General features: G+C 61.4%; 26 protein-coding genes and 1 pseudogene. 14 read left to right on the top strand and 13 right to left on the bottom strand.

Annotated elements, in window-relative coordinates:
- Complete coding sequence (locus AACU78_RS28780) at positions 1 to 330, top strand: DUF2834 domain-containing protein (protein ID WP_106579214.1); 330 nt, start codon at positions 1 to 3, stop codon at positions 328 to 330.
- Positions 331 to 632: 302 nt separating this feature from the next.
- Here AACU78_RS28780 and AACU78_RS28785 read toward each other — a convergent pair whose 3' ends face one another.
- Together AACU78_RS28785 and AACU78_RS28790 are read right to left on the bottom strand one after the other, a co-directional pair.
- The gene (locus AACU78_RS28785; protein WP_106578997.1) at positions 633 to 1,799 is read right to left on the bottom strand and encodes a GGDEF domain-containing protein; all 1,167 of its coding nucleotides are present in this window, start codon (positions 1,797 to 1,799) and stop codon (positions 633 to 635) included.
- Between the two features lie 111 nt (positions 1,800 to 1,910).
- Entirely contained in the window at positions 1,911 to 3,122 is a 1,212-nt protein-coding gene (locus AACU78_RS28790) for an MFS transporter (protein WP_106578998.1), read from the bottom strand.
- 97 nt (positions 3,123 to 3,219) lie between these two features.
- Here AACU78_RS28790 and AACU78_RS28795 point away from each other — a divergent pair, with 97 nt between their 5' ends.
- Entirely contained in the window at positions 3,220 to 4,041 is an 822-nt protein-coding gene (locus AACU78_RS28795; RefSeq protein WP_106578999.1) for an AraC family transcriptional regulator, read from the top strand.
- A 222-nt stretch (positions 4,042 to 4,263) separates the two neighbouring features.
- Here the strand turns inward: AACU78_RS28795 and AACU78_RS28805 are convergent, their stop codons facing one another.
- Both AACU78_RS28805 and proP read right to left on the bottom strand, forming a co-directional pair.
- The gene (locus AACU78_RS28805) at positions 4,264 to 4,770 is read right to left on the bottom strand and encodes a GAF domain-containing protein (protein ID WP_106579000.1); all 507 of its coding nucleotides are present in this window, start codon (positions 4,768 to 4,770) and stop codon (positions 4,264 to 4,266) included.
- Positions 4,771 to 4,822: 52 nt separating this feature from the next.
- Complete coding sequence (gene proP, locus AACU78_RS28810) at positions 4,823 to 6,325, bottom strand: glycine betaine/L-proline transporter ProP (protein WP_106579001.1); 1,503 nt, start codon at positions 6,323 to 6,325, stop codon at positions 4,823 to 4,825.
- A gap of 153 nt (positions 6,326 to 6,478) precedes the next feature.
- Between proP and AACU78_RS28815 the strand changes: the two genes are divergently transcribed.
- On the top strand, positions 6,479 to 7,009 hold the full coding sequence (locus AACU78_RS28815; protein ID WP_106579002.1) for a GNAT family N-acetyltransferase: 531 nt from the start codon (positions 6,479 to 6,481) through the stop codon (positions 7,007 to 7,009).
- A 143-nt stretch (positions 7,010 to 7,152) separates the two neighbouring features.
- On the top strand, positions 7,153 to 8,556 hold the full coding sequence (locus AACU78_RS28820; protein WP_106579003.1) for an MFS transporter: 1,404 nt from the start codon (positions 7,153 to 7,155) through the stop codon (positions 8,554 to 8,556).
- A gap of 39 nt (positions 8,557 to 8,595) precedes the next feature.
- Here the strand turns inward: AACU78_RS28820 and AACU78_RS28825 are convergent, their stop codons facing one another.
- Together AACU78_RS28825 and AACU78_RS28830 are read right to left on the bottom strand one after the other, a co-directional pair.
- Positions 8,596 to 9,513, bottom strand: a complete 918-nt coding sequence (locus tag AACU78_RS28825; RefSeq protein WP_106579004.1) for a bifunctional helix-turn-helix transcriptional regulator/GNAT family N-acetyltransferase — start codon at positions 9,511 to 9,513, stop codon at positions 8,596 to 8,598.
- A gap of 142 nt (positions 9,514 to 9,655) precedes the next feature.
- Entirely contained in the window at positions 9,656 to 10,678 is a 1,023-nt protein-coding gene (locus tag AACU78_RS28830) for an EamA/RhaT family transporter (protein ID WP_256587003.1), read from the bottom strand.
- Between the two features lie 92 nt (positions 10,679 to 10,770).
- On the opposite strand from AACU78_RS28830, the gene AACU78_RS28835 reads away from it, so the two are divergent.
- Positions 10,771 to 11,679, top strand: a complete 909-nt coding sequence (locus AACU78_RS28835) for a LysR substrate-binding domain-containing protein (protein ID WP_106579005.1) — start codon at positions 10,771 to 10,773, stop codon at positions 11,677 to 11,679.
- 30 nt (positions 11,680 to 11,709) lie between these two features.
- On the opposite strand, the gene AACU78_RS28840 is transcribed toward AACU78_RS28835, so the two are convergent.
- From AACU78_RS28840 to AACU78_RS28850, 3 genes are all read right to left on the bottom strand, one after another.
- Positions 11,710 to 13,002 carry a PQQ-dependent sugar dehydrogenase gene (locus tag AACU78_RS28840; RefSeq protein ID WP_106579006.1) on the bottom strand — a complete coding sequence of 431 codons (1,293 nt, stop codon included), beginning with the start codon at positions 13,000 to 13,002 and terminating at the stop codon, positions 11,710 to 11,712.
- Positions 12,999 to 13,424: a DUF2231 domain-containing protein gene (locus AACU78_RS28845; protein ID WP_106579007.1), complete on the bottom strand. Its 426-nt coding sequence runs from the start codon at positions 13,422 to 13,424 to the stop codon at positions 12,999 to 13,001. Before AACU78_RS28845 ends, AACU78_RS28840 begins: the two co-directional genes overlap by 4 nt.
- Before the next feature lie 88 nt (positions 13,425 to 13,512).
- On the bottom strand, positions 13,513 to 13,836 hold the full coding sequence (locus AACU78_RS28850) for a hypothetical protein (protein WP_106579008.1): 324 nt from the start codon (positions 13,834 to 13,836) through the stop codon (positions 13,513 to 13,515).
- Between the two features lie 253 nt (positions 13,837 to 14,089).
- On the opposite strand from AACU78_RS28850, the gene uvsE reads away from it, so the two are divergent.
- The 5 genes from uvsE to AACU78_RS28875 all read left to right on the top strand — a co-directional run bounded on the left by uvsE (position 14,090) and on the right by AACU78_RS28875 (position 18,234).
- Positions 14,090 to 15,118: a UV DNA damage repair endonuclease UvsE gene (gene uvsE / locus AACU78_RS28855; RefSeq protein WP_106579009.1), complete on the top strand. Its 1,029-nt coding sequence runs from the start codon at positions 14,090 to 14,092 to the stop codon at positions 15,116 to 15,118.
- A gap of 41 nt (positions 15,119 to 15,159) precedes the next feature.
- Positions 15,160 to 15,639 (top strand): AAA family ATPase, encoded by a 480-nt coding sequence (locus AACU78_RS28860; protein ID WP_106579010.1) that lies wholly within the window; start codon positions 15,160 to 15,162, stop codon positions 15,637 to 15,639.
- On the top strand, positions 15,636 to 16,406 hold the full coding sequence (locus AACU78_RS28865) for a nucleotidyltransferase domain-containing protein (protein ID WP_106579011.1): 771 nt from the start codon (positions 15,636 to 15,638) through the stop codon (positions 16,404 to 16,406). Before AACU78_RS28860 ends, AACU78_RS28865 begins: the two co-directional genes overlap by 4 nt.
- Positions 16,407 to 16,450: 44 nt before the next feature.
- A complete protein-coding gene (locus AACU78_RS28870; protein WP_106579012.1) occupies positions 16,451 to 17,353 on the top strand; it encodes a LysR family transcriptional regulator in 903 nt (300 codons plus the stop codon).
- An 80-nt stretch (positions 17,354 to 17,433) separates the two neighbouring features.
- Positions 17,434 to 18,234, top strand: a complete 801-nt coding sequence (locus tag AACU78_RS28875) for an alpha/beta fold hydrolase (protein ID WP_106579013.1) — start codon at positions 17,434 to 17,436, stop codon at positions 18,232 to 18,234.
- Here the strand turns inward: AACU78_RS28875 and AACU78_RS30205 are convergent.
- Together AACU78_RS30205 and AACU78_RS30210 are read right to left on the bottom strand one after the other, a co-directional pair.
- Positions 18,231 to 18,998, bottom strand: a complete 768-nt coding sequence (locus AACU78_RS30205; RefSeq protein ID WP_371924178.1) for a methyl-accepting chemotaxis protein — start codon at positions 18,996 to 18,998, stop codon at positions 18,231 to 18,233. The genes AACU78_RS28875 and AACU78_RS30205 overlap by 4 nt on opposite strands.
- Positions 18,999 to 19,085: 87 nt before the next feature.
- Positions 19,086 to 20,207 (bottom strand): annotated as a pseudogene (locus tag AACU78_RS30210) (cache domain-containing protein); the annotation flags it as partial.
- A gap of 241 nt (positions 20,208 to 20,448) precedes the next feature.
- Between AACU78_RS30210 and AACU78_RS28885 the strand changes: the two are divergent.
- Positions 20,449 to 21,135, top strand: a complete 687-nt coding sequence (locus tag AACU78_RS28885) for an SDR family NAD(P)-dependent oxidoreductase (protein WP_106579014.1) — start codon at positions 20,449 to 20,451, stop codon at positions 21,133 to 21,135.
- A 17-nt stretch (positions 21,136 to 21,152) separates the two neighbouring features.
- Here the strand turns inward: AACU78_RS28885 and AACU78_RS28890 are convergent, their stop codons facing one another.
- The gene (locus tag AACU78_RS28890) at positions 21,153 to 21,620 is read right to left on the bottom strand and encodes a MarR family winged helix-turn-helix transcriptional regulator (RefSeq protein WP_145161118.1); all 468 of its coding nucleotides are present in this window, start codon (positions 21,618 to 21,620) and stop codon (positions 21,153 to 21,155) included.
- 79 nt (positions 21,621 to 21,699) lie between these two features.
- Between AACU78_RS28890 and AACU78_RS28895 the strand changes: the two genes are divergently transcribed.
- Positions 21,700 to 23,190, top strand: coding sequence for an FAD-dependent oxidoreductase (locus AACU78_RS28895; RefSeq protein WP_106579016.1), 1,491 nt, complete (start codon positions 21,700 to 21,702; stop codon positions 23,188 to 23,190).
- A gap of 22 nt (positions 23,191 to 23,212) precedes the next feature.
- Here the strand turns inward: AACU78_RS28895 and AACU78_RS28900 are convergent, their stop codons facing one another.
- Positions 23,213 to 23,857: an aspartate/glutamate racemase family protein gene (locus tag AACU78_RS28900; RefSeq protein WP_106579017.1), complete on the bottom strand. Its 645-nt coding sequence runs from the start codon at positions 23,855 to 23,857 to the stop codon at positions 23,213 to 23,215.
- Between the two features lie 174 nt (positions 23,858 to 24,031).
- Between AACU78_RS28900 and AACU78_RS28905 the strand changes: the two genes are divergently transcribed.
- Together AACU78_RS28905 and AACU78_RS28910 are read left to right on the top strand one after the other, a co-directional pair.
- Positions 24,032 to 24,478, top strand: a complete 447-nt coding sequence (locus tag AACU78_RS28905) for an HIT family protein (protein WP_106579018.1) — start codon at positions 24,032 to 24,034, stop codon at positions 24,476 to 24,478.
- Positions 24,478 to 24,924: a bleomycin resistance protein gene (locus AACU78_RS28910; protein ID WP_106579216.1), complete on the top strand. Its 447-nt coding sequence runs from the start codon at positions 24,478 to 24,480 to the stop codon at positions 24,922 to 24,924. The genes AACU78_RS28905 and AACU78_RS28910 overlap by 1 nt, the downstream gene beginning before the upstream one ends.
- Positions 24,925 to 24,931 lie beyond the last annotated feature (7 nt).

Raw genomic sequence — 24,931 nt, forward strand, 5'->3', positions numbered from 1 at the left:
ATGCGCAGACCTTATTTAGCCCTGGCCGGTTTGCTCGGATTTTCGTTGTACACCTTGGCTACGATGCTCACGGCCGAGCAGTCGCTGTTGGAATTTGGGCGGGAATTGATGTCGCGGCCGGACACCGCGCAGGTAGTGATTGACCTGTACCTGATGGCGGTACTTGCGTGCGTGTGGATGTATCGGGATGCGCGCGGGCGAGGGCGGTCGATGGCGTCGCTGGTGCCGTATTTTTTGCTGACGGCGGTGTTTGTGTCGGTGGGACCGTTGCTTTACATCGTCGTGAATGGGTTCTCACGCCAAGCGCCGAGCACTCGCGCGCCCGCCTGAGAGGCGCAAACCTTGGGCAATAAGCAAGCCCGCACTGGCAACCGGGCTAGCGGTGGTGAGCGGGTTTGCAGTGGCGAGCGGGCTAGCGGTGGTGAGCGGGCTGGCAGTGGTAAGCGGGCTGCCAGTGGCGAGCGGGCTTGCCCCGCGTTGGGTTGCGCAGCAGCCCCAAAAAACTGCCGACGCGGTGTCCCTGAAACAATGCGGCGTCCGTTATGGGGCCGCTGCGCAGCCCAACGCGGGGCAAGCCCGCTCGCCACAACAAGCCTGCTGGCCACAACAATCCCGTCCGCCACAACAAGCCATTAACCGTACGAACCGGTTCCCGTTCGGTCCACCAGCCGAATGCTGTCACGCCCGCCGCGTTTGCTTTCGTAGAGTGTAGTGTCGCCTTCTTCGATCAGCGCCGTCAGGCTCGGCGGTGGCTGGTCGAACAGGTTGGCGCCGATGCTCAGGGTTACCGGTGCCGGGGTGGTGAAGGTGTGTGCGGCCAACTGCTGGAACTGCTCACGCAAGCGGCTGCCCAGTTCGACGATCTGGGCGGTCGAGGCCTTGGTCAACAGGATCACAAACTCATCTCCGCCCAAGCGGGCCGCCAGCGCGCCTTCGGGCACCACCGTGCGGATCATCTCGCTCAGGGCAATCAACAAACGGTCGCCGGCGATATGCCCGTAGAGATCGTTGACCAGTTTGAAGTTGTCGATGTCGATCAACAGCAAAGCGCCCGGCTGTTGCGGCGATACCTGGGCCAACAGCTGCGGCGCACGCACATCCAGGGCGCGGCGGTTGTACAGTGCCGTCAGCGGGTCACGGGCCGCCAGCCGGGCGATCTGCTGTTCGCGCCGGTAGCGCTCGGAGCCGGTCATCGACAACGCGATCAACATGATCGCCATTGCGCCCTCCACCAAGGAAACCTGGATGATTTCGCCCTTGAACGCGGCAAGATCGATCAGCGTGCCGGGGATGATTACCGATAGCGCCTTGGCCATATAAAAGGCGCCGTGAAGCAGCAATACATAGCGCAGTTGCACCGCGCCGATGCTCAGGGATTTGCCGTGGGGGCGCAGCAGAAAACTGGCGCGCAAGGTCGGCAACGCGACCAGCAATGAGTTGACCATCAGCATGGCCTTGGACCACGCCAGGTCGCTGGGCAACAGCAGCACGCCGAGCCAGGCGACCAGCATCAGCAGCCACGCACGCGACAAGCGCACCTGGGTAAAACGTGCCACGCCGAGCAAAAACAGCCAGTGCGCGGCCACCAGCAAGCCGTTGGCAAACCAGATACCGATCATCAACAGGCCGTTGCTGCGCAGCAGGGCCAGGGTGGAGCCGACGCTGATGATCGCGAAACCTGCCGCCCAGAACAGCAGCGAAGGCTCGCGCACACTGCGCCATTCCACCGCCAGATACAGGGCAGCAGCGGCAGCCAGCGCGATGGTCAATATCAGAATCGTAGGAGGGTCGAGCGTCATGTCGTGCCGGGTCTGCCTGGGTGTGCGCTTGAAAATCGGGATTGTAAGCGCACACGCAGGTTTTTCAGAGCATTCCGCGTGATAGCACACGGCCAGCCGATGATCGGCCGGTCAGACGCCTTTGGTCGAGGGCAGCAAGATCGTCAGGATGCCCGCCAGTGGCAGGAACGAACAGATTTTGTAGACGTACTCGATGCCGTGGTTGTCGGCGAGCAAGCCGAGCAGCGCGGCACCTATCCCGCTGAAGCCAAACATCAGGCCGAAGAAGATCCCGGCGATCATCCCGACATTGCCCGGCACCAGTTCCTGGGCGAAGACCACGATGGCCGAGAAGGCCGAGGCGATGATGAAGCCGATTACCACGCTGAGCACGGCGGTCCAGAACAGGTCGACGTAGGGCAGGGCCAGGGTGAAGGGCGCGGCGCCGAGAATCGAGAACCAGATGACTTTCTTGCGGCCGATCTTGTCGCCAATCGGTCCACCGGCAAAGGTGCCGACAGCCACCGCGCCGAGGAACAGGAACAGGTACATCTGTGAGCTGGCCACCGACAGGTGGAATTTCTCGATCAGGTAAAAGGTGAAGTAGCTGGTCAGGCTGGTCATGTAGAAGTACTTGGAGAACACCAGCAACGCCAGTACCACCAGGGCAAATGTCACGCGGCCTTTGGACAAACCGTGGGTGGCCTTGCCGCCTTGCTTGAGTTTGAACAGGTTGAGGTGGTGGCTGTACCAGCGGCTCAAGCCATACAGCACCATGATCGCGAACACGGCGAAGAGCCCGAACCAGGCGATATGGGTTTGGCCGTAGGGAATGATGATCGCCGCCGCCAGCAACGGGCCGAACGCGCTGCCGGTGTTGCCGCCGACCTGGAAGGTCGATTGTGCCAGGCCATAGCGCCCGCCCGAGGCCAGGCGTGCCACACGTGAGGTTTCCGGGTGGAAGGTCGACGACCCGACCCCGACCAGCGCCGCCGCCAACAGGATCAACGGGAAGGTGCCGACAAACGCCAGCAGCAGGATGCCGATCAGCGTGCACACCATGCCCGCCGGCAGCAGCCAGGGCTTGGGATAGCGGTCGGTGTGGTAGCCGATCCAGGGTTGCAGCAAGGACGCGGTCAACTGGAAGGTGAGGGTGATCAGGCCGACCTGGGTGAAGCTCAGCCCGTAGTTGGCCTTGAGCATCGGGTAGATCGACGGCAGCACGGCCTGGATCAGGTCGTTGATCATGTGCGCCAGGGCGCAGGCGCCCAGGACACGCATGACCAAGGGGCTTATTTGCGGCGTAGCGGTTGCAGTGGCGGGTGGCGCGGTCAGGCTCGACATGCAGGCATTCCATACAAGGCAGCGAACAGGGGCAGTGCGTACTTTAGCGCGCTGCCCGTTTCTAAATGTTGCGGCGTTTATGCTAGATTCGCTGAAAATGCCTGTCTCGCGTAATTCGGGCGCCAACCATCGCAAAAAGGGCGAAATCATCAAACCACTGGATGTATTTCTGCGGGAGATCGACGAGGGCGACTGGGCTGTCATCAGTTCCGCGACCGATTACCCCGAAAACTGGGTGATCCCCGACCACAGTCACGAAAAGCATCAACTGTTGTACGCCGTCGAAGGCGTGATGGTGGTGTATTCGGCGTTGAACCAATGGACGGTGCCGCCCAATCGCGGGTTCTGGATGCCCAGCGGGCAGGTGCATTCGCTGCGTTGCGTGGGCACGTTGAAGATGCGCAGCGTGTTTGTGCGCCCGGACCGTTTCCCCAATCTGCCGAGCGAGCCCAAGACCGTCAGTGTGTCGCCGTTGCTGAGTGAGCTGATCAAAGCCTCGGTGAGTTTGAAGCCGCCGTATGCCGAGGACTCGCGCGAGGCGAGAATCATGCACTTGATCCTCGACGAACTCGCGATCCTGCCGGCCTTGCCGTTGTCACTGCCCCAGCCGGCCGACCTGCGCATCAACCGTATCTGCCAGGCGCTGCAGCAGGAGCCGGGTGATGCCTCGACAGTCGCCGATTGGAGTGATCGCCTGGACCTGGACCAGAAAACCATCCAGCGCCTGTTCCGCAAGGAAACCGGCCTGACCTTCGGCCAATGGCGCCAGCAGGCGCGGTTGCTGCTGGCGCTGGAACGCATCGCGGTGGGGGAGAAGATCATCGATGTGGCCATCGAGCTGGGCTATGAGAGCCCGAGCGCGTTTACCAGCATGTTCAAGAAACAGTTTGGCAAAACCCCGAGTCAGTTTTTCAGGTAGCGCGGCGGCTCACGTAGGTCGCTTTAGCACGCCGCGAGGTCAGATAAGCCAACAGGCTGGCGATACCCAGGGTGGCACCCGAATCGATTGCCGATTGGAAAGCCAAATCCACCAGCCTACTAGCGCTGTGGCTATGAAAGCCCTTTACAGTTCGTGAGTACAGCCGATTGTTTGGCGTGCCGCCAAAGCGCGATATTGCTGCACTGCGGGGCAGGGCGGCGGTTACTGATCAGGCGTTGTCAGGTTAGCGAAGAAAATACAGCCAATCAGCCGCGCAAACAGGCTAAGGGTTTCCGGCAGGTTGGGGTCGTCAAACAGCATCGCCCGCGAGTCCAGTGCACACAGCGCGCCGAACAGGCGGCCATCGGGCAGAAAGATCGGCGCGCCGGCGTAACTTTCGATGGCGTACTGCTTGACCACCGGGCGGGTGGCAAAGCGGCCATTCTGGCTGATCTGCGGAATGAACAGTGCCTGCGGGTCGACGCAGAACTCACTGCACAGGGTGGTTTCCAGGTCGAGTACGTCGTCGACATGAATCCCCATGTGCAGCGGGTCATGGACCGAGCACACCACCCATTCAAGGTCGGTGAATTTGGCAATGCCGGCAAAGCGCATGCCGGTCAGGCGGGTTACCAGTTGCAGAATGCTGGTGGTGGCTTCGATTTCGGCGATGGCGGCGCGTTCGTCCGCGCTGAGTAACGAGTGGGCTGCGGTGACGCTTGGAACCATGTTTGGGCACTCCAAAGGCGTGGCGGCGGGGGCCGCCATGCACGGTCAGGTATCAGTTGATTCGCGGATGCTGCTGCACCAGATTCTGGCGCTTGGCTTCCAGAGCGGCAATTTCGGCGTCGATGTCTTCGATCTTCTGCTCGATATTGTCATGGTGCTCTTGCAGTATTTCCTTGGCTTCTGCCATATCGGACGCTGCTGGCGCCGCGCCGCGCAACGGCTTGTTCGCGGTTTCCTTCATGGTCAGGCCGGTAATCAGGCCGACCACCGCAAACACCATCAGGTAGTAGGCGGGCATGTACAGGTCGTTGGTGCTTTCCACCAGCCAGGCCACCGCGGTGGGGGTGAGGCCGGCGATCAGTACCGAGACGTTGAACGCGCTGGCCAGCGCACTATAGCGAATGTGGGTCGGGAACATAGCCGGCAGCGTGGAGGCCATCACGCCGATAAAGAAGTTCAGCACCACGGCCAGAATCAGCAGACCGGCGAAAATCAGGCCGATTTTGCCGCTGGTTATCAACATAAACGCCGGGATAGACAGGAACAGCAGCCCGACGCTGCCGGCGATGATGAAGGGTTTACGGCCAATTTTGTCGCTGACAAAACCGATGAACGGCTGCACGAACAGCATGCCGACCATGATCGCGATGATGATCAGCACGCCGCTGTTTTCTTTGTAATGCAGGTTATGCGACAGGTAGCTCGGCATATAGGTGAGCAACATGTAGTACGTCACGTTGGTGGCCGCAACGATACCGATGCAGGTCAGCAGGCTGCGCCAGTGCTGGGTAGCCACCTCTTTGAACGACACCTTGGGGCCGTGGGTCAGGCCTTGGCGGTCGCCTTGTTCAAGCTTGTCCATGTGCTGTTGGAAGGCCGGGGTTTCTTCCAGCGCGTGACGCAGGTACAAGCCGATAATGCCCAAAGGCAGGGCGAGGAAGAACGGCAGGCGCCAGCCCCACGCTTCGAAATCGGCTTCACCGAGGATCGTCGAAATCAGCACCACCACACCGGCGCCGAGTACGAAACCGGCAATCGAGCCAAAATCCAGCCAGCTGCCGAGGAACCCGCGTTTACGGTCCGGGGCGTACTCGGCGACGAAGATCGAGGCGCCGGTGTACTCACCGCCTACCGAGAACCCTTGGGCCATTTTGCACAGCAACAGCAGGATCGGTGCCCAGATGCCAATCGAGGCATACCCGGGAATCAGGCCGATGGCAAAGGTGCTCAAGGACATGATGACGATGGTTGCGGCGAGGACTTTCTGCCGTCCGTATTTGTCACCCAGCGCACCGAAGAACAGGCCACCCAGCGGGCGAATCAGGAAGGGCACCGAGAAGGTGGCCAAGGCGGCAATCATTTGCACGCTCGGCGAGGCGTCCGGGAAGAACACCTTGCCCAGCACATAGGCGACGAAACCGTAGACACCAAAGTCGAACCACTCCATGGCGTTACCCAGGGCGGCGGCGGTAATCGCCTTGCGCACCTTGGTATCGTCGACGATGGTGATGTCTTTCAATCCGATGGGTTTGACGCTTTTCTTACGTAATTTCATGCGGGCCACTCTAAAACAGAACAGGGGAGGTGCCATCGTTGCGATGGCACCGCTCTGTCAGTTCAGATACAAGCGGACATGAAATAATTCACCGCTATTTACCTTTTTTTGCAGATGAATTGAACTTCACGACCTGACCAGGGAAATATCAGAATGCCTGCCACCGCCTCCCGCCTGATCTATCGCAAGCCCGAGCCCAGCGATGTGCACCGATTGTTCGCGATCTTCGGCGACCCGCAGACAAACCTGTTTAACCCGAGTGGCCCAATGGCCAGCCTCGACGACGCGCAACGCTTGCTCAGCCACTGGCTCGAACAATGGGCCAGCCAGGGCTATGGCTGGTGGGCCATTGCCCGCCGCGAGGCGCCCGATCACCTCATCGGCTTTGGCGGCGTGGCGCCGCTCAATTACCTGACCGAGCGGCGCATCAACCTGGGCTATCGCTTTGCGGTCGATGCCTGGGGGCAAGGCTATGCCACCGAGCTTGGCCGCGATGCGCTGACGATGGCGTTTCAAACGCTGGGTTTGCCTCAGGTATTCGGGTTGGTGCGGCCGGATCATGCCGCGTCGATCCGTGTGCTGGAAAAGCTCGGTATGCAGCCCTTCGGCCTGCTTGATGATGTGCCCGGCAAAGCACCCAGCCGGGTATTCAGGATTTGTCATCCTACAACTGCACGTAGTTAAGTACTTTCAGGTCTGCGTAATCCCTCGTTAAAAGGCAATCTTCGAGATTGACACCGGGTAGGCGGCCCGATATAAAAGTCACAGTTGTACGACGACATATGACGTTACGTATGTCCTACCTAACAAAAATAAAAAGTGATGCCATGAATTTGAATGAGCCCATCAACGCCCATCGCGTCGGCACGGCCGTCGGCAACTATCGCTGGACCATCTGCGCGATGTTGTTCTTTGCCACGACCGTCAACTACCTCGACCGCCAGGTCCTCAGCCTTCTCGCGCCGCAGCTGTCGACGCAGTTTGGCTGGAGCAACACGGACTACGCCAACATCGCGGCGGTGTTCCAGTTTGTCTACGCGATTTCCATGCTGTTTGCCGGACGCTTCGTCGACAAGATCGGCACCAAGGCCGCCTACGTAGTGGCGATTGGCATTTGGTCCACTGGCGCCATCATGCATGCGTTTTCGGTGCCGATGGGTCAGGGCATCGCTGCGGTCAGCGGCGCTATCGGCCTGGCGGTGATCCCGGTGTCGATTGCCGGTTTCATGCTGTCACGCGCCGTGCTGGCGATTGGCGAGGCGGGCAACTTCCCCATCGCGATCAAGGCCACCGCCGAATACTTCCCGAAAAAAGAACGCTCGCTGGCCACCGGTATCTTCAACTCCGGGGCTAACGTGGGGGCGATCCTGGCGCCGATTTGCGTGCCCTTGATTGCCGGCATATGGGGCTGGGAAGCGGCCTTTATGGTCATCGGCATGCTGGGCTTCATCTGGGTGGCGGTGTGGGCTGCGGTGTACGAAAAACCGGAGCAGCAAAAACGCCTGTCGGCCGAAGAGCTGGCCTACATTCGTAGCGACCAGACAGTGCAGCCGTTCACGCCAGAGCCTGCGGGTGCTGCCGCGAAAAAAGTCTCGTGGTTCAAACTGCTGACCTACCGCCAGACCTGGGCTTTTGCCTTCGGCAAGTTCATGACTGACGGCGTGTGGTGGTTCTTCCTGTTCTGGCTGCCCACTTACCTGTCGGCGCAATACGGCATGAAAGGCGCGGACATCGTGATGCCCCTGGCGGTGCTGTACAGCATGACCATGGTCGGCAGTATCGGCGGCGGCTGGTTCCCCAGCTACTTCATGGCCCGTGGCGATGCACCCTACGACGGGCGCATGAAAGCCATGCTGGTGATCGCGCTGTTCCCGCTGGTGGTGTTGCTGGCGCAGCCCTTTGGCTACCTGAGCTTCTGGGTGCCGGTGCTGCTGATCGGTGTGGGCGCCTCGGCGCACCAAGCGTGGTCGTGCAACATCTTCACTACGGTGTCCGATATGTTCCCGCAAAAAACCGTGGCCTCGGTGGTTGGCATCGGCGGCATGGCCGGGGGCTTGGGCGGTGTGGTGATGACCAAGATCGGTGGCTGGGTGTTCGACTACTACAAGTCCATCAACGACATCCACACCGGCTACATGATCATGTTTGCGATCTGTGCCCTGGCCTACCTGGTGGCGTGGAGCGTGATGAAGGCGCTGGTGCCGCGCCATAAAGAAATCACTGACCTCTAAGCGCGCAAACGCCCGCGCTGGCGACGGCGCGGGAACGCCTTACAGCTCGCGGGCCCAGGTTTCACTGATCAACGATTTGCCAAAGCTCACCGTCGCTTCTTCGTCTACCAGGCGGAAGCCGGCTTTCTGATACAGCTTGCGCGCATCGGTCAGCGCGTCGACCGTCCACAACAGCATGCTTTTGTAACCGGCATTGCGCGCAAAACGCAGGCATTCCTCCACCAGCCGCTGACCGATGCCCATGCCCCGTGCACTGGCGTCCACGTAGAGCATGCGCAGCTTGGCGGTGGTTTCGTCATGGCGCACCACGAAGATTGAACCCACCACTTCACCGTCCTTCTCTGCGATCCAGCAACGCTCGGCGCTCGGGTCGAATTCGCGCAAATACTTGGCGACAATCTCCGCTACCAACGCCTCAAACTCCCAATTCCAGTGGTACTCACGCGCATACAGCGCCGATTGCTGTTGCACCACCAGGCCCATATCGCCTGGCTGCGGGTCGCGCAGCAGGTAACTTGGCGCGCCGCCTTGCAACAGTGTTTGAATACGCTGCATCGACGCCGTGAGTTGCTGCTGTTGCTGCTCGGGCAAGGCCTGGAGCAAGGCGATGACTTCCTGTTGGGTCTGGTTTTCCAACGGCGCCAGCACTGATCGACCGAGGTCGCTGAGGTGCAGTTGCACCGCACGCGCATCGGTGACGGAGCGGACTTTCTGGATCAGCCCTTTCTTTTCGAACCCGCTGATCAGCCGGCTCAGGTAGCCCGCATCAAGGCCGAGCATCTGGCACAGGTCGGCGCTGGTCAGGTCGCCACGGGAGGAGAGTTCGTACATCACGCGGATTTCGGTCAGCGAGAAATCGCTTTGCAGCAAGTGTTCCTGCAGCACGCCGATCTGATGAGTGTAAAAACGGTTGAAACCGCGAATGATCGCGGCGCGTTCGACAAGGGACGTGGTCATCGCAGTGCTCGATTGGTTGCCTTGAGCAATTATATTGTTGCCTGAGGCAATTAAGTCAACAGCTTTAAACACCTGACGGCAGCGCACGGCACCGCCGACGATCGATCTTCACTGCTTTCATCAGATAGCCAGGCCGTGACGCTCAAAGGTCTCGGTGGGTGCAAGTGAGCCGATGCTGTGGGTCATCCTCGGCGCTTCCGTCAGTGTCGCGCGTTGCGGCGGGCTTCGTGCCTGTCAGGATAATGCGCACCGCCATGACCACGCCGATCAGCACCGCCGCGAGGCCGGTGGCTTCCATCAACGAAGGGCCGCGACCGTGAAACCACAGGCCGAGCAGGGTCGCGAAGAGTGATTCGAGGGCAATCAATTGGCCACTGAGCACCATCGGCAGCCTTCGGGTGGCGGCATTCCAGGCCCAGGCGCCGACCACCGTGGACATCAGCGCGATGATCAGGCTCCAGGCATACAGCGCACCGGCCTGGGCGAAGCCAAATCCCAGGGTTGGCAGGCGCAGCAGGTTGAATGCACAGAGCAACGGCAGCAGGCAAAGGGCAGTGCCGCCGGCGCCCACCAGCATCAACGCGGTCCACAGGCCGGTGGCGGTTGCTGGAAGGGTTGTCAGGTGTTTTTGATTGATCACGCTGAACCCCAGCCACAAGGCAACGGCGCTCAACGAAAAAAACACGCCGGCCAGCCACGAAACGGCACTCAACGCCGGTTGGTGCAGGCTGCTGATGTTCGACAGCAAAAGCCCCAGCGTCAGGCACGCTAAAGGCGCCGCCAGCCGACCCCACGCCACGGCCTTGTTCCGGGCATTGCCAACCAGGGCCAGTAACACCGGCACCATGCCGACACAGGCGGGCGTCAATACCGGGCCGCCGAACATCACGCCTGCGCTAATACACACGCCGTAAGCCAGGCAACCTGCCGCGCCAAGCGCTGCGGCCAGCCAGCGTTGCCTTGGGCTGAGCCATTTCAGTTGGGCGCGGCACAGGATCACTCCGCCGACGCCCAGCACGCCGACTTCCAGGAACCGCACCGCCATCAGGTCATAGAGGCTGTAGTCACCGGTGACGTAAGGGGCGATGAAGTTCAGCGCCCAGCCCAATGTGGCGACACACGCGAGCAGCACGCCGACAAAAACAGAAGTTCGTATTGCGTTCATCCCAGGTATCCGTGAAGTCATGGATGAATGGTGCACACCCGCCGGGCTGTGCTACAAACGAGTTCTCGGCCCCGGATGCATAACCTCAGATTATGAATACGCTTGGTAAAAACCTGCCGCCGCTCGCCAGCCTGCTACCGTTTGAAGCGGCAGCCCGCCTGGAGAGTTTTTCCAGGGCGGCGGACGAGCTGCACATCACCCAGGCGGCGGTCAGCCGGCAAATTCGTGGGCTGGAAGACAACCTCGGGGTGAAGCTGTTCTATCGACGTAGTCGTGCGGTTTTCCTGACCCAGGAAGGGCGTGAATTGGGGCAGGTGGTCAGCCAGGCGCTGCACAGCATCAGTGACGGCGCCGCGGGTTTGCGTGCGTCCACGGCGCAGCGTCGTGTGGTGCTGCTCTGCCAGCTCTGCGAGGCGTTTTATTGGCTGATGCCGCGCCTGTCGACGTTTCACCAGCAATACCCACACATCGAAATCCAGGTGGTGACCTCGACCCGGCCCCTCACGGAGTTCAATGACCACTTCGACGTGGCCCTGCAAAGTACCCGACGCCCCAGTGGCGCCCACCCGTTGATGCTCACCGCCTCTGACGAGGTATTTCCGGTCTGCAGTCCTGCGTACCTGAACGCTGAACACCCCTTGCCACTCACCGAATTGCACGCCCATACGTTTTTGCACCACAGCGCCGCGCCACCGCATTTGATGGAGTGGGACGAGTGGTTGCAGGCATTTGGTCAGGGATTGGCCGCGGATACGCGCAGCGCCACCTTCGATAGCTACCCGTTGATGTTGCAGGCCGCCGTGGAAGGGCACGGTATCGCCATGGGCTGGCGTCGCACCGCCAGCCGTTTGATTGAAAGTGGGGCGCTGGTAAGACCCTGCGCCGAGAGTGTGCAGCTACCCGAGGCGATTTCGGTCTACAGGCAGCAAGGTGCAGACCCGCGCAGCGAGGTTGCGGCGCTGCTGGCCTGGCTTGAAATGCAATTGCACGGTGAGGGCTGACAGGGGCGAATCGCCCCTGTCATGCACGGGCTAGCGATTACGCGTTACGCGCCAAATGGTATTGGCCAGGTCATCGGCGATGATCAGCGCACCTTTGGGGTCCACCGTCACCCCCACTGGGCGCCCACGTGTCTTGCCGTCATCGCCACGAAAACCGGTGGCAAAATCAATCGGTTCACCCGCCGGTTTGCCATTGCTGAAGGGCACGAAGATCACTTTGTAGCCCACCGGGTTATCGCGGTTCCAGCTGCCGTGCTCGCCGACAAACGCACCGTCGGCGAATTGCTCACCCATCGCTGGGATGGAAAAGTCCACACCCAACGCTGCAACGTGGGAGCCTAGGCTGTAATCGGGCTTGATGGCGGCGGCGACTTTCGCCGGGTTCTGCGGTTGCGCGCGCGGGTCGACGTTCTGGCCCCAGTAGCTGTAGGGCCAGCCATAAAAGGCACCTTCATGCACCGACGTCAGGTAGTCGGGCACCAGGTCCGGGCCGAGTTCATCACGCTCGTTGGCCACTGCCCACAATTGCCCGGAGCCGGGCTGAATCGTGAGCGCGGTTGGGTTGCGAATGCCAGTGGCGTAGGGTTTGTGCGCGCCGGTGGCGGCATCGATCTGCCAGACCATCGCCCGGTCGATTTCCACTTCCATGCCGCGCTCAGTGATGTTGCTGTTGGAACCGATGCCTACGTACAGCTGGCGCCCGTCCTCACTCACCGCCAGGGACTTGGTCCAGTGGTGGTTGATCTGCGCCGGCAGGTCGGTGATTGTGGTCGGCGGGCCACTGGCTTTGGTCTGACCGTCGGTGTAGTCAAAGCGCACCAGTGCGTCCTGGTTGGCGACGTAGAGTTTGCCGTCGGCGTAGGCCAGGCCATAAGGCGCGTTGAGGTTGTCGGCAAATACCGTTTTCAACTCATAGGTGCCGTCACCGTCGGCGTCGCGCAGCAGCGTCAGGCGGTTGCCGCCCTTGACCTTGGTGTTGCCCTCGGCCTTGATCACGCTGGCGATCACGTCCTTGGGCTTGAGCTTGGCCGCGCTGCCGCCACGGCCTTCGGCGACGAGGATGTCGCCGTTGGGCAGCACCAGGGTCTGGCGCGGGATAGCCAAGTCGGTGGCGATGGCGGTAACGCTGTAGCCCTCGGGCACCTTGGGTTTCTGCTCGCCCCAGGGGGCTGGCTCGGCAATCTTCATGCTCGGCAGCAGGCTGCTTTGTTGCTCGGGCAATTTCGGGTCGGGGCCGCGGGCCTGGGTCTTGTCGCCTTCGCCACCACAGGCGGTCAGCAACAGGGCGGCGCTCAATACGCTCAGGGTGTGGAATGGTTTCATTGGGCAACTCCCGAGCGCAGGTTAGTCAGGCCGATCCACGTTGCGGCAATGGCCAGCACCGTGACAATCACCGACAGGATCAGCCCGCCAGGCATCATCGCGTAGGCGTCCTTGGCATGCTGAAAGGCGTTGACCAGCCCCAGCACCCACGTCGCCAACAGCAACAGGAAATAAGCCGCCGGGCGCCCGGCCTTGCGTTCGGCACGCAGCAGGTTGACCAGCGCAAACAACAGCGCAAAGCCACTGAACACCAGCGCGCCGGCGATCAGCCAGGACGCAAAGTTGGCCCATTGGATCTGGTAGGTCTGGCCGTAGGCAATGTCACTGAGCAACGCACCCAAAAACAATGGCACGGCGCCGGCCAGCAAGATCGAGTGCAGCGGGCCAGGTCTGACGGTGGGATAGGCGGGGAGGGTAGTCATGTCGGTGGCGGCTCCTTATCGTTCAGCACCCTGGGATCAGGGCACGGTGACTTCGCATAGGAAAGGAGCCTGGCATTTGTAAGAAAGTTCAGTGGGGCTTCGTGTCGAGATGTTTTTCAAACCACGCCGCATACGGCGTATTGGCCACCTGGTAACGGTTGTAGTCCGGGCTGCCATCGCGCCACCACACCGGGCCACGCTCACCGAGTGCGACCTTGGCCTGCTGCACCTGCTGGCGAGCCGCGCGCAATTGGCTGGCGTCGCCGCTGGCCTTGGCCGACTTGACGGCGCGGCGCGCGTCCATCAAAGCGTTGACCCAGTGCTGGCGCGTGGCTTCATCCAGCGCGGGGTTGGTGCAGCGCCACAGCTGACCCTTGACCACAAAGTAGCGCCCGTCGGGGGTGTTAAGCATGGTGCCAGCGCAGGACGCGCAACAGGCCCCACGTCATGGAGAACACAATCGCCATCCAGCCGGCAAACAGGCTGCAGAGTGTCATTGCAAGGTTCATCGTCACCTCCATTGCGTTATCGTTCCTTATAGATGACCGCCAGGTGAAACCGGGATTCAACTTGATTCACCCACGACGCGGGTTGAATGAACCCCTGGCGGCGGCATGCGCCTAAGATTGTGTTGTCCTCACGCTCACTTATGACCTGGCCTTTCCATGACCCATCCTCGCATCGGCTTTGCCTGCCAGTACAAGCACCCTGAACGCCTGCCGTCGGCCAGTGCGCTCAAGTTAATCGAAGGCCCCTACAACCCGCGTACCACCACCCTGCGCTGGATGGAGAGCGTCGAACCTCGGGTCGCCCGCAGCAAATTGGTCGAGGTGGTGACCCACAACCTCGCGGCGCAATTGCGCCTGCTGGCGTATGTCGCCAAGCTGCCTGCGACGCTGCGCATGCTGCGCTTGAGCAGTGACCTGCTGCCGTTCTACAGCCACCCGAAAGTGGCGGATGTCTACAAAGACCCGGCCCTTGTGCGTCAGTTGAGCGAAGGGTTCGCCGCCATCGGCGACCTGGCTCGCGCCTCGGATATCCGGTTGTCCTTCCACCCTGGGCAATATTGCGTGCTGGGCTCGGAAAACCCCGGTGTGGTGGAAAACAGCGTGGCCGAGTTCGAATACCACGCCGACATGATCCGCATGATGGGCTACGGCCGCCGCTTTCAGGACCTCAAGTGCAACGTCCATATCGCCGGCCGCTTAGGCGTTGAAGGCACCCGCGCGGTGTGGTCACGCTTGTCCGAGGTGGCGCGTAACTGCATCACCTTTGAAAACGACGAAAAAACCTACGGCCTGGACCACTGTCTGCAAGTCGCCGACCTGGCACCGGTGGTGCTGGACATTCATCACTGCTGGATCAACGAAGACGAATACATCGACCCCGATTCACCGCGGGTTGCCCGCGTCATCGAGAGCTGGCGCGGCGTACGCCCGACGATGCATTACTCCCAGCCCCAGGAAAGCCTGCAAGCGCTGGGGTTTGACGCCGAGCACAAGCTGGAAATGGGCGCGCTGCTGAAGGTGGTCGCCAAGCGCGATCTGTACGCCCACAGCGCGCAAATGTGGAACCGCTGGACCAATGACTACGCGCTGCAGTTTCTCGAGCGCTTCGACATCATGCTGGAAGCCAAAGACAAGAACGTCGCGGCGCTGGCATTTTATGAGTATTGGCAGCGTCGTCCGGCGTGAAAAAATGGCATGCTGGGTGGCCCGACATAAGGAACCGTTCCATGCCAACCCTGCATCTGTTGTGCGGCAAGATTGCCTCCGGCAAATCCACCCTGGCTCAAACCCTGGCCGCCGAACACGCGGCCTTTGTGCTCAGCGAAGACCAGTGGCTGGCGCAGCTCTATCCGGGTGAGATTGTGTCGATTGCCGATTACCTGCGCTGCGCCCAGCGTGTTCGCGCGGTGGTGGGGCCGTTGGTGATCAATCTGCTGCAATCAGGCATCAATGTGGTGCTCGATTTTCCGGCGAACACACTGGCCAACCGTGAATGGTTGCTGGGCCTGGCACACGCGGCTCAAGCGCCGCACCGCCTGCATTACCTGGAACTGGATGACGCCACCTGCCGCGCTCGCTTGCATGCGCGCAATGCTCAGGGTGAGCATGATTTTGCCGCCACGGATGCCGAGTTCGACCTGATCACGCGCCATTTCTGTGTGCCCAGTGAGTCGGAAGGCCTGGTGATTGAGGTGCATCGCCCATGAGCGCGCCTCAAGGTGTCGATGCCAATGGTTGTGTGCTGATCATGGCCGATGCGCCCATTCAAGCTCAATTTCAACCGCTGCTGGCCGATGTGCGCGAGTCGCTGGCAGGCGCAGGGCTGGGCTTGCACAGCCTTTACCTCTACGGCAGTGTCGCGAGGGGCGATGCCAGCCCAGGCGAGTCCGACCTTGATGTGACGCTGGTGCTGACTGATCCGCCGGATGCGCACGTGCTTGAGGCGCTGGAACAGCTTCGCCAGGCCCTGGAGCAACGGCACGAGGTGGTGAGCAAGATCGACTTCGACATCGGCCACCGCGCCGAGGTGCTGGCGCCCGAGAACCGCAACCGCTGGGGCTTCTGGCTCAAGCACCATTGTCGTTGCGTGTGGGGCGATGATCTGTCGCTGCGCTTTGAGCCGTTTCGGCCCTCACGTGACATCGCCATGGCGCTCAATGCTGACTTCGAGCCGGTGTTGGGCGGTTACCTCACACGCATTGAACACGCCAGCTCGCCACCCGAGCGACTTCGCCTGCAACGCGAAGCGGCGCGCAAGTTGATTCGGTCGACGCACATTCTGCGCGCGGCAGATGCGTCGGGCTGGCCGCAAACCCTTGAAGAGCACGTGGCGTTATTCGTGCAGCATTACCCGTCGATGCGTGTCCAGATCGCCTACTTCCTGTTTGAAGCGCGCAACCCGAGTGCCGAATGCGCGGCGTTTTCCGCGCGCCTGCAGGCCTTTGTCAGCTGGATGGTTTCAGAGCAGGTTTAGATAGGTATATTGGCGCTCAACCTCACTTTGCATACGCCGAGCCTATGATCAACTTTCGCCTGATTCGCCACCTCTGGCTGTTCCTCGCCGTAGCCGAAGAACAGAATTTCGGCCGTGCCGCCAAGCGCTTGGGCATGTCGCAACCGCCGTTGAGCGAGCAGATCCAGGTGTTGGAACAGGCACTGAAGGTCACCTTGTTCGAACGCTCGCGGCGCGGCGCCAAACTCACGCCGGTGGGCGCGGCGATCCTGCCGGCGGTGCGCAAGTTCGCCGAGCAGTTGGAACGCCTGGAGCTGGCGGTCGAGGAGGCGGTGGCGGGGCAGTCGGGCCTGCTCACCATCGGCGCGATTTCCACGGCGATGTTTGATGTGTTGCCGGGGTTGATCAACCAACTCAAACAGCACTACCCGCACCTCACCGTGTCGGTGCGCGAGATTGACAGTGTCGAGGCCGTGCCCGCTCTGGAGGCGGGGGATATCGACCTGGCCTTTGCGCGGCTCGATGGCGACCTGGGCCCCGCGATCCAGTCGCTGCCATTGCTCGAGGATCGCCTGATGGTGGCCTTGCCCAGCCACCACCCGCTGGCAGCGCGCACTCGCATCAGTCTGTCGAGCCTGGCCAGCGAGCCACTGGTGATGTTCTCGCGCAGGGTCAGCCCGGTGTATTTCGACAACCTAATCGCCACGTGTCGCGCCAGCGGGTTTTCGCCGCGCGTGCTGCATGAGGTGCGTTCCGTGGCGTCGCAAATCGCATTCGTCAGCTGTGGCCAGGGCATCGCCCTGGTGCCGGCGTCACTGAAGAAGCTTGCACCGGACAATGTAGTGCTGCGCGCGTTGACACAAAAGCTCAACGTGGTGACGACGGCGGTGGCGTGGAATAGCGAACGGCCCAACCCATTGGTCACGCAGGTGATCGCGCACTTGCAGGCTCATACGATTGGCGTATGAGTCTGTTCTGTTATCCGTCATTTACATAAGGCCGGGAAAGCCTTGAAATGCGCCGCCTGTCTGTTCAAGGAGTGCCCACCATGTCGTTTGTCCACACCGCTGTGCCGCTGACGGTAGACGGCGTTGCGTTGAGCATCGCTGCGCTGTATCGCAGTGGCACGCGCGCGCCCATTGTGTTTTTGCATGGGTTTGGTTCGACCAAGGAAGACTACGCCGATATCGTCCTGCACCCAGCGTTCGACGGGCATGCCGTTGTCGCTTTTGACGCGCCCGGTTGCGGTGAAAGCGAGTGCGCCGATCTGTCGAAGATTTGCATTCCCTTCCTGCTGGAGACGGCTTTGCAGGTGCTGGAGCATTTCGATGTCGAGCGCTTCCATCTGGTGGGCCACTCGATGGGCGGTTTGACCGCATTGCTGCTTGCGCATCGTTTTCCGGAGCGGGTACTGAGCTTCACCGATATCGAAGGCAATATCGCCCCCGAGGATTGTTTCCTCAGCCGGCAAATCGTCGATTTCCCGGCCGATGATCCCGATGCGTTTTTCAGCGCTTTCATCGACCGCACGCGCCAGGCACCGGCGTATGCCAGCGCGCTGTATTCGGCGAGCCTGCGCCATAAAGTACGAGCCGGCGCAGTGCGCGGGATCTTCGCGTCGATGGTCGAGCTGTCTGACCACGCCGAACTGATGAGTAAGTTCCTCGGGCTGCCGTGCCCGACGATGTTCATGTACGGCGAGCAGAACGCCACGCTCTCCTACTTGCCGCACATCCAGGCCAATGGCGTGCGCCTGGCGCCGATTGCCCAGTGCGGGCACTTCCCGATGTATTCCAATCCGGCGGCGATGTGGCAGCAGATTGCAGACTTCCAAAGTCGCACGCTTTAGGACTTGAAGCGTCCCACCAAGGCGTTCAGCTCATCCGACAAACCTGCCAATCGCCCCGAATCGTCCTGGGCTGAATGGGCCAGGCTTTCGACCAGTCGCGCCTCGTCATAGATCTGCTGGATGTGCCGGTTGATCTCTTCGGCGACGCTGTGTTGCTCCTCGGCGGCGGCGGAAATCTGCAGGTTCTGGTCGCGGATTTCATTCACCGACAGCTGAATGCCTTCAAAACTGTCTCGCGCGTTTTCAATCGACGACACGCTGGCGCGTGACAGGTCCAGGCAACTGCTCATCTTTTGCGTGACTTCCACGGTCTTGCTGCCCAGGGTGCCGAGCAGTTGCTCGATCTCGCCAGTGGAGTCCGAGGTGCGCTTGGCCAACGCACGCACTTCATCGGCCACCACGGCAAACCCACGGCCTTGATCACCAGCGCGGGCGGCTTCAATCGCCGCGTTGAGCGCCAGCAGGTTGGTCTGTTCGGCGATGGCGCGAATGGTGCCGAGGATCTGGTTGATGCTGCGGCTGCCGGCTTCCAACTCGACCATCGCCTGGGACGACTCGGTGAGGCGGCGGCCCAGGCGGTTGACGTTATCGGTGGTGACTTCGATCTGCTGCTTGCCCTCGGCCACGCGGCGATGACCGTTCTCGGCCGACTCTGCCGCGCCGCTGCAGGAGCGCGCGACCTCGTTGGCGGTGGCGACCATCTCGTTGAACGCGGTGGATACCAGTTCCACCGCCTCACGTTGGCGCCCAGCGGCTTCGTTCATGTTGTGCGCCACTTGGCTGTTGACCCGTGAGGCGTCCTGCAAGTTGGTCGAGGCCGCACCGATATGCTGGATCAGCTGACGGATAGCAGCGAGAAACTTGTTGAACCAGCCAGCCAGTTCGGCGGTTTCATCCTTGCCCTGCACCTGCAATTCATGGCGTAGATCGCCTTCGCCTTGGGCAATGGACTGCAAACCGGTGCTGACCTGGCCGATCGGCTTGACGATCACCTTGGAAAACGCGGCTGCAATCAGCCCGAAGATCAACACCAGCACCGCCACAATGGCTGCGGTGAGGTAAGTCATGCGCGTGGCAGCCGCCATCACCTCGTTGTATTCGATCAGCCCGACATAGCGCCAGCCGAGGCCGGGCGAGGTCCAGACGTTGGCCATGTAGCGCACGCCATCGATGACCACCTCGGTGGAACCCTGGGCCGTTTCGGCCAGGCGCGCATAAGGCGCGCCGAGCGCTTTGAGCGGCTTGAAGTTGTGCGCGGCATCGCGCGGGTCGACCAGCACCACGCCGTCTTCGATCAGCATCACGTAGCCGCTTTCACCCAGCTTGATGCTCTTGAGCAACTCGGTGAGGTTCTTCAGCGACACACTTACCACGAACACACCCTTGGCCTTGCCGGTGGTGTCCAGCAGCGCGCGCGCGGTGCCCACCAGGGCCACGTCATCCTTGTCGTAATAGTAAGCAGGGGTGCGCACGGTTTTGTTGGGGCTGGCCATCGCGGCCTTGTACCAGGGGCGGGTACGCGGATCGTACTGGGACAGTTGCGGGTCATCGGGCCATTTGGCGTAGGTGCCGTCCTCCAGGCCGATGGACAGAATCGCCGCCGAAGGGTGGGTGGCGCCAAAGCGTGCGAATTGGTCAATGACCTGCTGAGCCTGGGCCGGCAGCGGCTGGCTGGCGGCATTGGCAGGCTGATAATTCTTGAGCGTGTTCACCGAAGTGTATACAGGATCTTCGGACATTTGATCGACGTTCTGCAGTGTGCCATCAAAGAATTGTCGGATGTTGCCATCGATCTGGCGTATTTCGCGGGTGCTGCCGTCGATGAATTGCTCCACCGCCTGGGTTCGTGTGTTCATCACGCAGATCAGCGCGACCAGGCTGACCGGGATAAAGGCCACGGAGACGAACGCGAGTACCAGCTTATTTTTTATTTTCATCGAGACGACCATCGGCAGGGAGGGCGGCCAAATCATCGTCTCGGCTTGAGAGGCGGCGATTTGCTATCACTGCTTGTTTCGGCTCGGAGGTGGTAAATCTTTAGCGGTATTTTGTGTACAACAAAAATAGTTTTTGTTCTGTGGGTGCGAGCGGCAGAACACGCCCATTCGATTGATGACGTGGCAGCACTTGCCCCATGACGGTCGGGATATTGAAGGCGCGCCAAGCGCGATGCTTCACTGCCGGCCTGTCAGCCAAGTGTGAAGGAACGTTGTCATGAGCCACAAAACCTGTTTGATCCTCGGCGCTTCACGTGGGCTCGGCCTGGCCCTCGCCGAAGAATACTGCGCCCGCGGTTACCACGTCATTGCTACGTACCGCAGCGATTGCGCACCGTTGGAGAACCTGAAGATTTGTTACCCCAAGCAATTGACCCTTGAGCACGTCGATATCGCCGACCTGGCGTCGGTGCGTGCGCTGCAGGGCCGGTTGGCGGCCTATCGCCTGAACACGCTGTTTATCAATGCGGGCATCTGCAAAGCCAATGAGTTGAACACGCTGCAGGTCGACGAACAGGACTTTGTCGACATGCTGCTCACCAATGCGTTGAGCCCGATGCGCGCGGTCGAGCTGTTCCATGGCAATGTCGAGCGCAACGGCGTCGTGGCAGTGATGTCATCGGAACTCGGCAGCGTTGCAGGCAACCGCGGTCAATGGGAGTTGTACAGCGCCAGCAAGGCCGCCTTGAACATGTTGATGAAGACCTTTTATAGCCGCCATCAGGGCGACTCCTTGGCCTATCTGCTGGTAGCGCCCGGCTGGGTGCGCACGCAAATGGGCGGCCCCGGCGCGCTGCTCGAGATCGGCGAAAGCATCCCGCTGGTGGTGGACACCGTGGAAGGGCACGCCGGTGTGCCCGGCCTGACGTTCACGGATCGGCACGGCGTGACCTTACCCTGGTGAACCTTGCCCGAGGGTTATCAGCGTAGACCTTTGGTTGCCCGTATCGAATCGTCCTTGATGTCCTCGGCGAATTTGCGCATCAGGCGTACCAGGTTTTCGAAATCGCCTTCCTCCCAGGTCGAGAAGATCGACACACCCATGCGCTCGCGGGCGTCATCCACGCGGTCGGTCATCGCCTTGCCCTTTTCGGTGATGACTGACTCGCGTACACGCCGGTCCACGGCACTTTCCTGGCGCAGGATCAGGCCAAGGCTTTCCAGTTTCGCCACCTGGCGGCTCACGGTGGTGTAGTCGCGGCCCACGCGGTCGGCCAGTTCGACAACGCCAATCGGGCCCAGCCGTTCAACCAGCACCAGCAGCGGAAACAACGCGCGGTCCAGGGAAATCCCGGCCTCGCGCACCATGGCTTCGTCACGCTGCGGGCGGTTCATCACCCCAACGATCTCCACGAGCGAGCCGTGCAAGTCACGCAGTTGTGCGCTCATATGTGCGTTTTGCACGCTTTTTGTTGACACTGTGTCTCTCCGTCTTAATATGTGCGTATTGCACATATAGGTGATCCGTATGAACGAGCGATGCGCTGTCGATGTAGTGATTTGCGGTGCCGGCGCGGCCGGTCTGACCCTGGCGATCGACTTGGCGCGACGGGGTATCACGTTCCGCCTGGTCGAGAAAAACGCCGAGCCTTTTCACGGCTCGCGTGGCAAGGGCATCCAGCCGCGGTCACAGGAAATTTTCGAAGACCTCGGGATTCTGGATCGCCTGTTCGCCGTGGGTGGAGTCTATCCGACTGAGCGGCGCTACCGCGACGATGGCAGCTACACCGAGGCCGATTCCATCGAGCGCAACGCCTCGACGGCGGCCGAGCCGTATCAACAACCGTTGATGGTGCCGCAATTTCTGACCGAGCGCGTGATGCGCGAACGCTTGCTCGAGCTCGGTCACCGGCCGGAGTTTGGTTGCGAGCTGGTGGCATTCGAACAGGATGACGAGGGCGTCAGCGTACAACTGGCCAGCGCGGCAGGCACGCAATCAGTGCGCGCGCGCTGGTTGGTGGGCGCCGACGGCGGCCGCAGTTTTGTGCGTCACGCCCTTGAAATCGGGTTTGCGGGTAAGACGCTGGGCGTGCGTGCGCTGGTCGCCGATGTGCAGTTGTCGGGGCTTACGCGGGACTGCTGGCACCGCTTCGGTGAAGGCGACCTGCTACGGCAGGTCGCCGTGTGCCCTCTGGCCGGCACCGAGCTGTTCCAGATTCAGGCGCCAATTGCGCTCGAGGCTCAGGTCGACCTCAGCGCCCAGGGCCTGACGGCATTCATCGCAAAACGCACCGGGCGCGATGACATCCAGGTGCACGCCGTGTCCTGGGCGTCGGCCTACAGCATGAATGCCCGCTTGGCCGATCACTACCGCGTCGGCCAGGTATTTTTGGTCGGCGACGCTGCGCATATTCATCCACCCACCGGCGGTCAAGGGCTCAACACCAGCGTGCAGGATGCCTACAACCTGGGCTGGAAACTGGCGGCGGTGGCCAACGGTGCACCTGAAACGCTGCTCGACACTTACGAACAAGAGCGACGCCCGATAGCCGCTTCGGTGCTGGGCTTGTCGACCCAGTTGCTCCAGGGCATGCAACGCGGCGACATGCGCCGGGGCAGGGACGTGCATCAACTCGACCTCGGTTACCCGCAATCGTCACTCGCGCTGGGGCACGCCGAACGCGTCGGCAACCGTGCGCCGGATGCGCGACTGCGTGGCGCCGGCGGGCAATCACTGCGCCTGTTTGATCTGTTCAAGGGCGCGCATTGGACGCTGTTGGGATACGGCGTTGCACCCGGCTTGGTGTCGCCTCGGGCCGGGCTGCATATCCACCTCATCGGTGCACACGGTGAGGTAATCGATGAGCAAGGGCAGTTTCAAGACGCTTACGAACTGGCGCTTGGCGAGTGGGTGCTGGTGCGTCCAGATGGCTATGTCGGTGCGATTGTTTCATCGGGCAGCCTCCAATCGCTGGAGGCTTACTTGTTGCAGGTCGGGCTATCGCCGGTGCTGCCGTAAAAGGCCTGCTAACTGCCGCCCGTCATCGACCCTTGAGGAGGATTTGCAGGGCGGCACTCAGGCCTGCCGTCGGGCTGGTGAGGGGCGGCGGCCCTGCGGTGACCCGCGCGGCGGCGCCACTCATGGAGGCTTGGGCCAGTGCAACGGTGGACGCGCCGTTCGTATAGGCGCGATTGGCCGCGTCCGCGATGACGGCCAGGTAGCCGTCCAGATCGCCTGCCTTAAACAGCGCCCACGCGCCTGGCACCCATTGCACATCCACTGACGCGCGGGTGAGTTGCGCGGCCTGCCGGAACAGGCGAGCGGTGGGTTCCAGTGTCGTTTCCACGGCGCACAGGACGGCGATGTTGCCGCCTGCCTGAACCGCCGCGAAGGCCAGTGCCTGGTCAGTACGTAAAATGGCTGTGCCTGGTGAAAGCCCGTCGACCACCGGGCCCAAGGTCGAGCAGGTGAGCACCACGGCGTCGGCCTCAAGCGCGAGCAGGCGCAGTGCCGAGGCGGTTGCGTTGGCAATGTCCACGGTCAGGCCACCGGCCTGTTCGGCGGCGGCGAGCAGGTCTGCGCGCACTTCATGATGCAGAACATTGGGCGCGATCCCCAGCTTGTCTGCGGCGGCATCGAAGACCTTGATATTGCTGGAAGCGGTATGCAGACAGGTCATTCGCATCGGGCTATTCCACGTTGGCTGCGCTGCAATGTTTATCGGAGTCACTCGTCAGTCGGCACGGCGTGCACCCGTTCGATTGCTGGGCTGGCAGCGTCAGCCCGGCCTATGTTTGCATGGATGCGCCCGGTTCACATAGCCTGTCACTTTTCTTGCCTGCGTCATTAAGGACAATGCATGCCGCTGATTTCACACCGCGTAGAACTGGCCCGCAAGGGTGCCAACGACAAGGTTATCTGCCGCATGGCCTCGGGTTGGGCGGTCATGGGCGACGTACAGTTTTTGCCCGGTTACTGCCTGCTGCTGCCCGATCCCGTGGTCGCCAGCCTCAATGACCTGGACGCCAACGCCCGCGCTGCCTACCTGCTCGACATGGCGCGCATCGGCGATGCCCTGTTGGCCGCCACCGGTGCGTTGCGCATCAATTACGAGATTCTGGGAAACTCGGAACCGCAGTTGCACAGCCATATTTTCCCTCGCTACGCCACGGAGCCGGACGACAAGCGCACGATGCCCGCATGGTTCTACGACTGGAAAACGGCACCGCCTTACGCTGAAGAGCAGCACGGTGACCTGCGCAAGAAGCTCGCGCAATTGCTGACCTCCACACTGGACGCAGGATGATGATGCAAAGAAATAAGCTGGTCCCGGAATTGATGGTCACTGACCTGAATGCCAGCCTCGAATTCTGGGTGTCATGGGTTGGCTTCACGGTGGCTTACCAGCGTTTGGAAGAAGGCTTTGCCTACCTTGACCTCAACGGCGCGCAGGTGATGCTCGAGCAAATCGACCCGCGCGCCAATCAGTGGCAAACGGCGGCATTGGACCTGCCGCTGGGGCGCGGTATGAATCTGCAGATTTATGTGGCGGCGGTTGGTCCGGTCATTGAGCGGCTCGATGCTGTGGCGTATCCCGTGTTCAAACGCTGCAAGGATGTCTGGTACAGGGCCGGTGAGGTCGAGGTCGGGCAGCGTGAGTTTCTCGTGCAGGACCCGGACGGTTATTTGGTCAGGCTGGTCGAAAGACTTGGCGAAAGGGCACGCCGGCTCGATGACGGGGTGTCCACATAGCGGGTGG

This window comes from Pseudomonas sp. R9.37 (assembly GCF_963878885.1).
Taxonomy (GTDB): domain Bacteria; phylum Pseudomonadota; class Gammaproteobacteria; order Pseudomonadales; family Pseudomonadaceae; genus Aquipseudomonas.

Coding starts and splice junctions, on each gene's coding strand:
- AACU78_RS28780 (WP_106579214.1), top strand. CDS start 1: ATGCGCAGACCTTATTTAGCCCTGGCCGGTTTGCTCGGATTTTCGTTG.
- AACU78_RS28785 (WP_106578997.1), bottom strand. CDS start 1,799: ATGACGCTCGACCCTCCTACGATTCTGATATTGACCATCGCGCTGGCT.
- AACU78_RS28790 (WP_106578998.1), bottom strand. CDS start 3,122: ATGTCGAGCCTGACCGCGCCACCCGCCACTGCAACCGCTACGCCGCAA.
- AACU78_RS28795 (WP_106578999.1), top strand. CDS start 3,220: ATGCCTGTCTCGCGTAATTCGGGCGCCAACCATCGCAAAAAGGGCGAA.
- AACU78_RS28805 (WP_106579000.1), bottom strand. CDS start 4,770: ATGGTTCCAAGCGTCACCGCAGCCCACTCGTTACTCAGCGCGGACGAA.
- proP (WP_106579001.1), bottom strand. CDS start 6,325: ATGAAATTACGTAAGAAAAGCGTCAAACCCATCGGATTGAAAGACATC.
- AACU78_RS28815 (WP_106579002.1), top strand. CDS start 6,479: ATGCCTGCCACCGCCTCCCGCCTGATCTATCGCAAGCCCGAGCCCAGC.
- AACU78_RS28820 (WP_106579003.1), top strand. CDS start 7,153: ATGAATTTGAATGAGCCCATCAACGCCCATCGCGTCGGCACGGCCGTC.
- AACU78_RS28825 (WP_106579004.1), bottom strand. CDS start 9,513: ATGACCACGTCCCTTGTCGAACGCGCCGCGATCATTCGCGGTTTCAAC.
- AACU78_RS28830 (WP_256587003.1), bottom strand. CDS start 10,678: ATGAACGCAATACGAACTTCTGTTTTTGTCGGCGTGCTGCTCGCGTGT.
- AACU78_RS28835 (WP_106579005.1), top strand. CDS start 10,771: ATGAATACGCTTGGTAAAAACCTGCCGCCGCTCGCCAGCCTGCTACCG.
- AACU78_RS28840 (WP_106579006.1), bottom strand. CDS start 13,002: ATGAAACCATTCCACACCCTGAGCGTATTGAGCGCCGCCCTGTTGCTG.
- AACU78_RS28845 (WP_106579007.1), bottom strand. CDS start 13,424: ATGACTACCCTCCCCGCCTATCCCACCGTCAGACCTGGCCCGCTGCAC.
- AACU78_RS28850 (WP_106579008.1), bottom strand. CDS start 13,836: ATGCTTAACACCCCCGACGGGCGCTACTTTGTGGTCAAGGGTCAGCTG.
- uvsE (WP_106579009.1), top strand. CDS start 14,090: ATGACCCATCCTCGCATCGGCTTTGCCTGCCAGTACAAGCACCCTGAA.
- AACU78_RS28860 (WP_106579010.1), top strand. CDS start 15,160: ATGCCAACCCTGCATCTGTTGTGCGGCAAGATTGCCTCCGGCAAATCC.
- AACU78_RS28865 (WP_106579011.1), top strand. CDS start 15,636: ATGAGCGCGCCTCAAGGTGTCGATGCCAATGGTTGTGTGCTGATCATG.
- AACU78_RS28870 (WP_106579012.1), top strand. CDS start 16,451: ATGATCAACTTTCGCCTGATTCGCCACCTCTGGCTGTTCCTCGCCGTA.
- AACU78_RS28875 (WP_106579013.1), top strand. CDS start 17,434: ATGTCGTTTGTCCACACCGCTGTGCCGCTGACGGTAGACGGCGTTGCG.
- AACU78_RS30205 (WP_371924178.1), bottom strand. CDS start 18,998: ATGAACGAAGCCGCTGGGCGCCAACGTGAGGCGGTGGAACTGGTATCC.
- AACU78_RS28885 (WP_106579014.1), top strand. CDS start 20,449: ATGAGCCACAAAACCTGTTTGATCCTCGGCGCTTCACGTGGGCTCGGC.
- AACU78_RS28890 (WP_145161118.1), bottom strand. CDS start 21,620: ATGAGCGCACAACTGCGTGACTTGCACGGCTCGCTCGTGGAGATCGTT.
- AACU78_RS28895 (WP_106579016.1), top strand. CDS start 21,700: ATGAACGAGCGATGCGCTGTCGATGTAGTGATTTGCGGTGCCGGCGCG.
- AACU78_RS28900 (WP_106579017.1), bottom strand. CDS start 23,857: ATGCGAATGACCTGTCTGCATACCGCTTCCAGCAATATCAAGGTCTTC.
- AACU78_RS28905 (WP_106579018.1), top strand. CDS start 24,032: ATGCCGCTGATTTCACACCGCGTAGAACTGGCCCGCAAGGGTGCCAAC.
- AACU78_RS28910 (WP_106579216.1), top strand. CDS start 24,478: ATGATGCAAAGAAATAAGCTGGTCCCGGAATTGATGGTCACTGACCTG.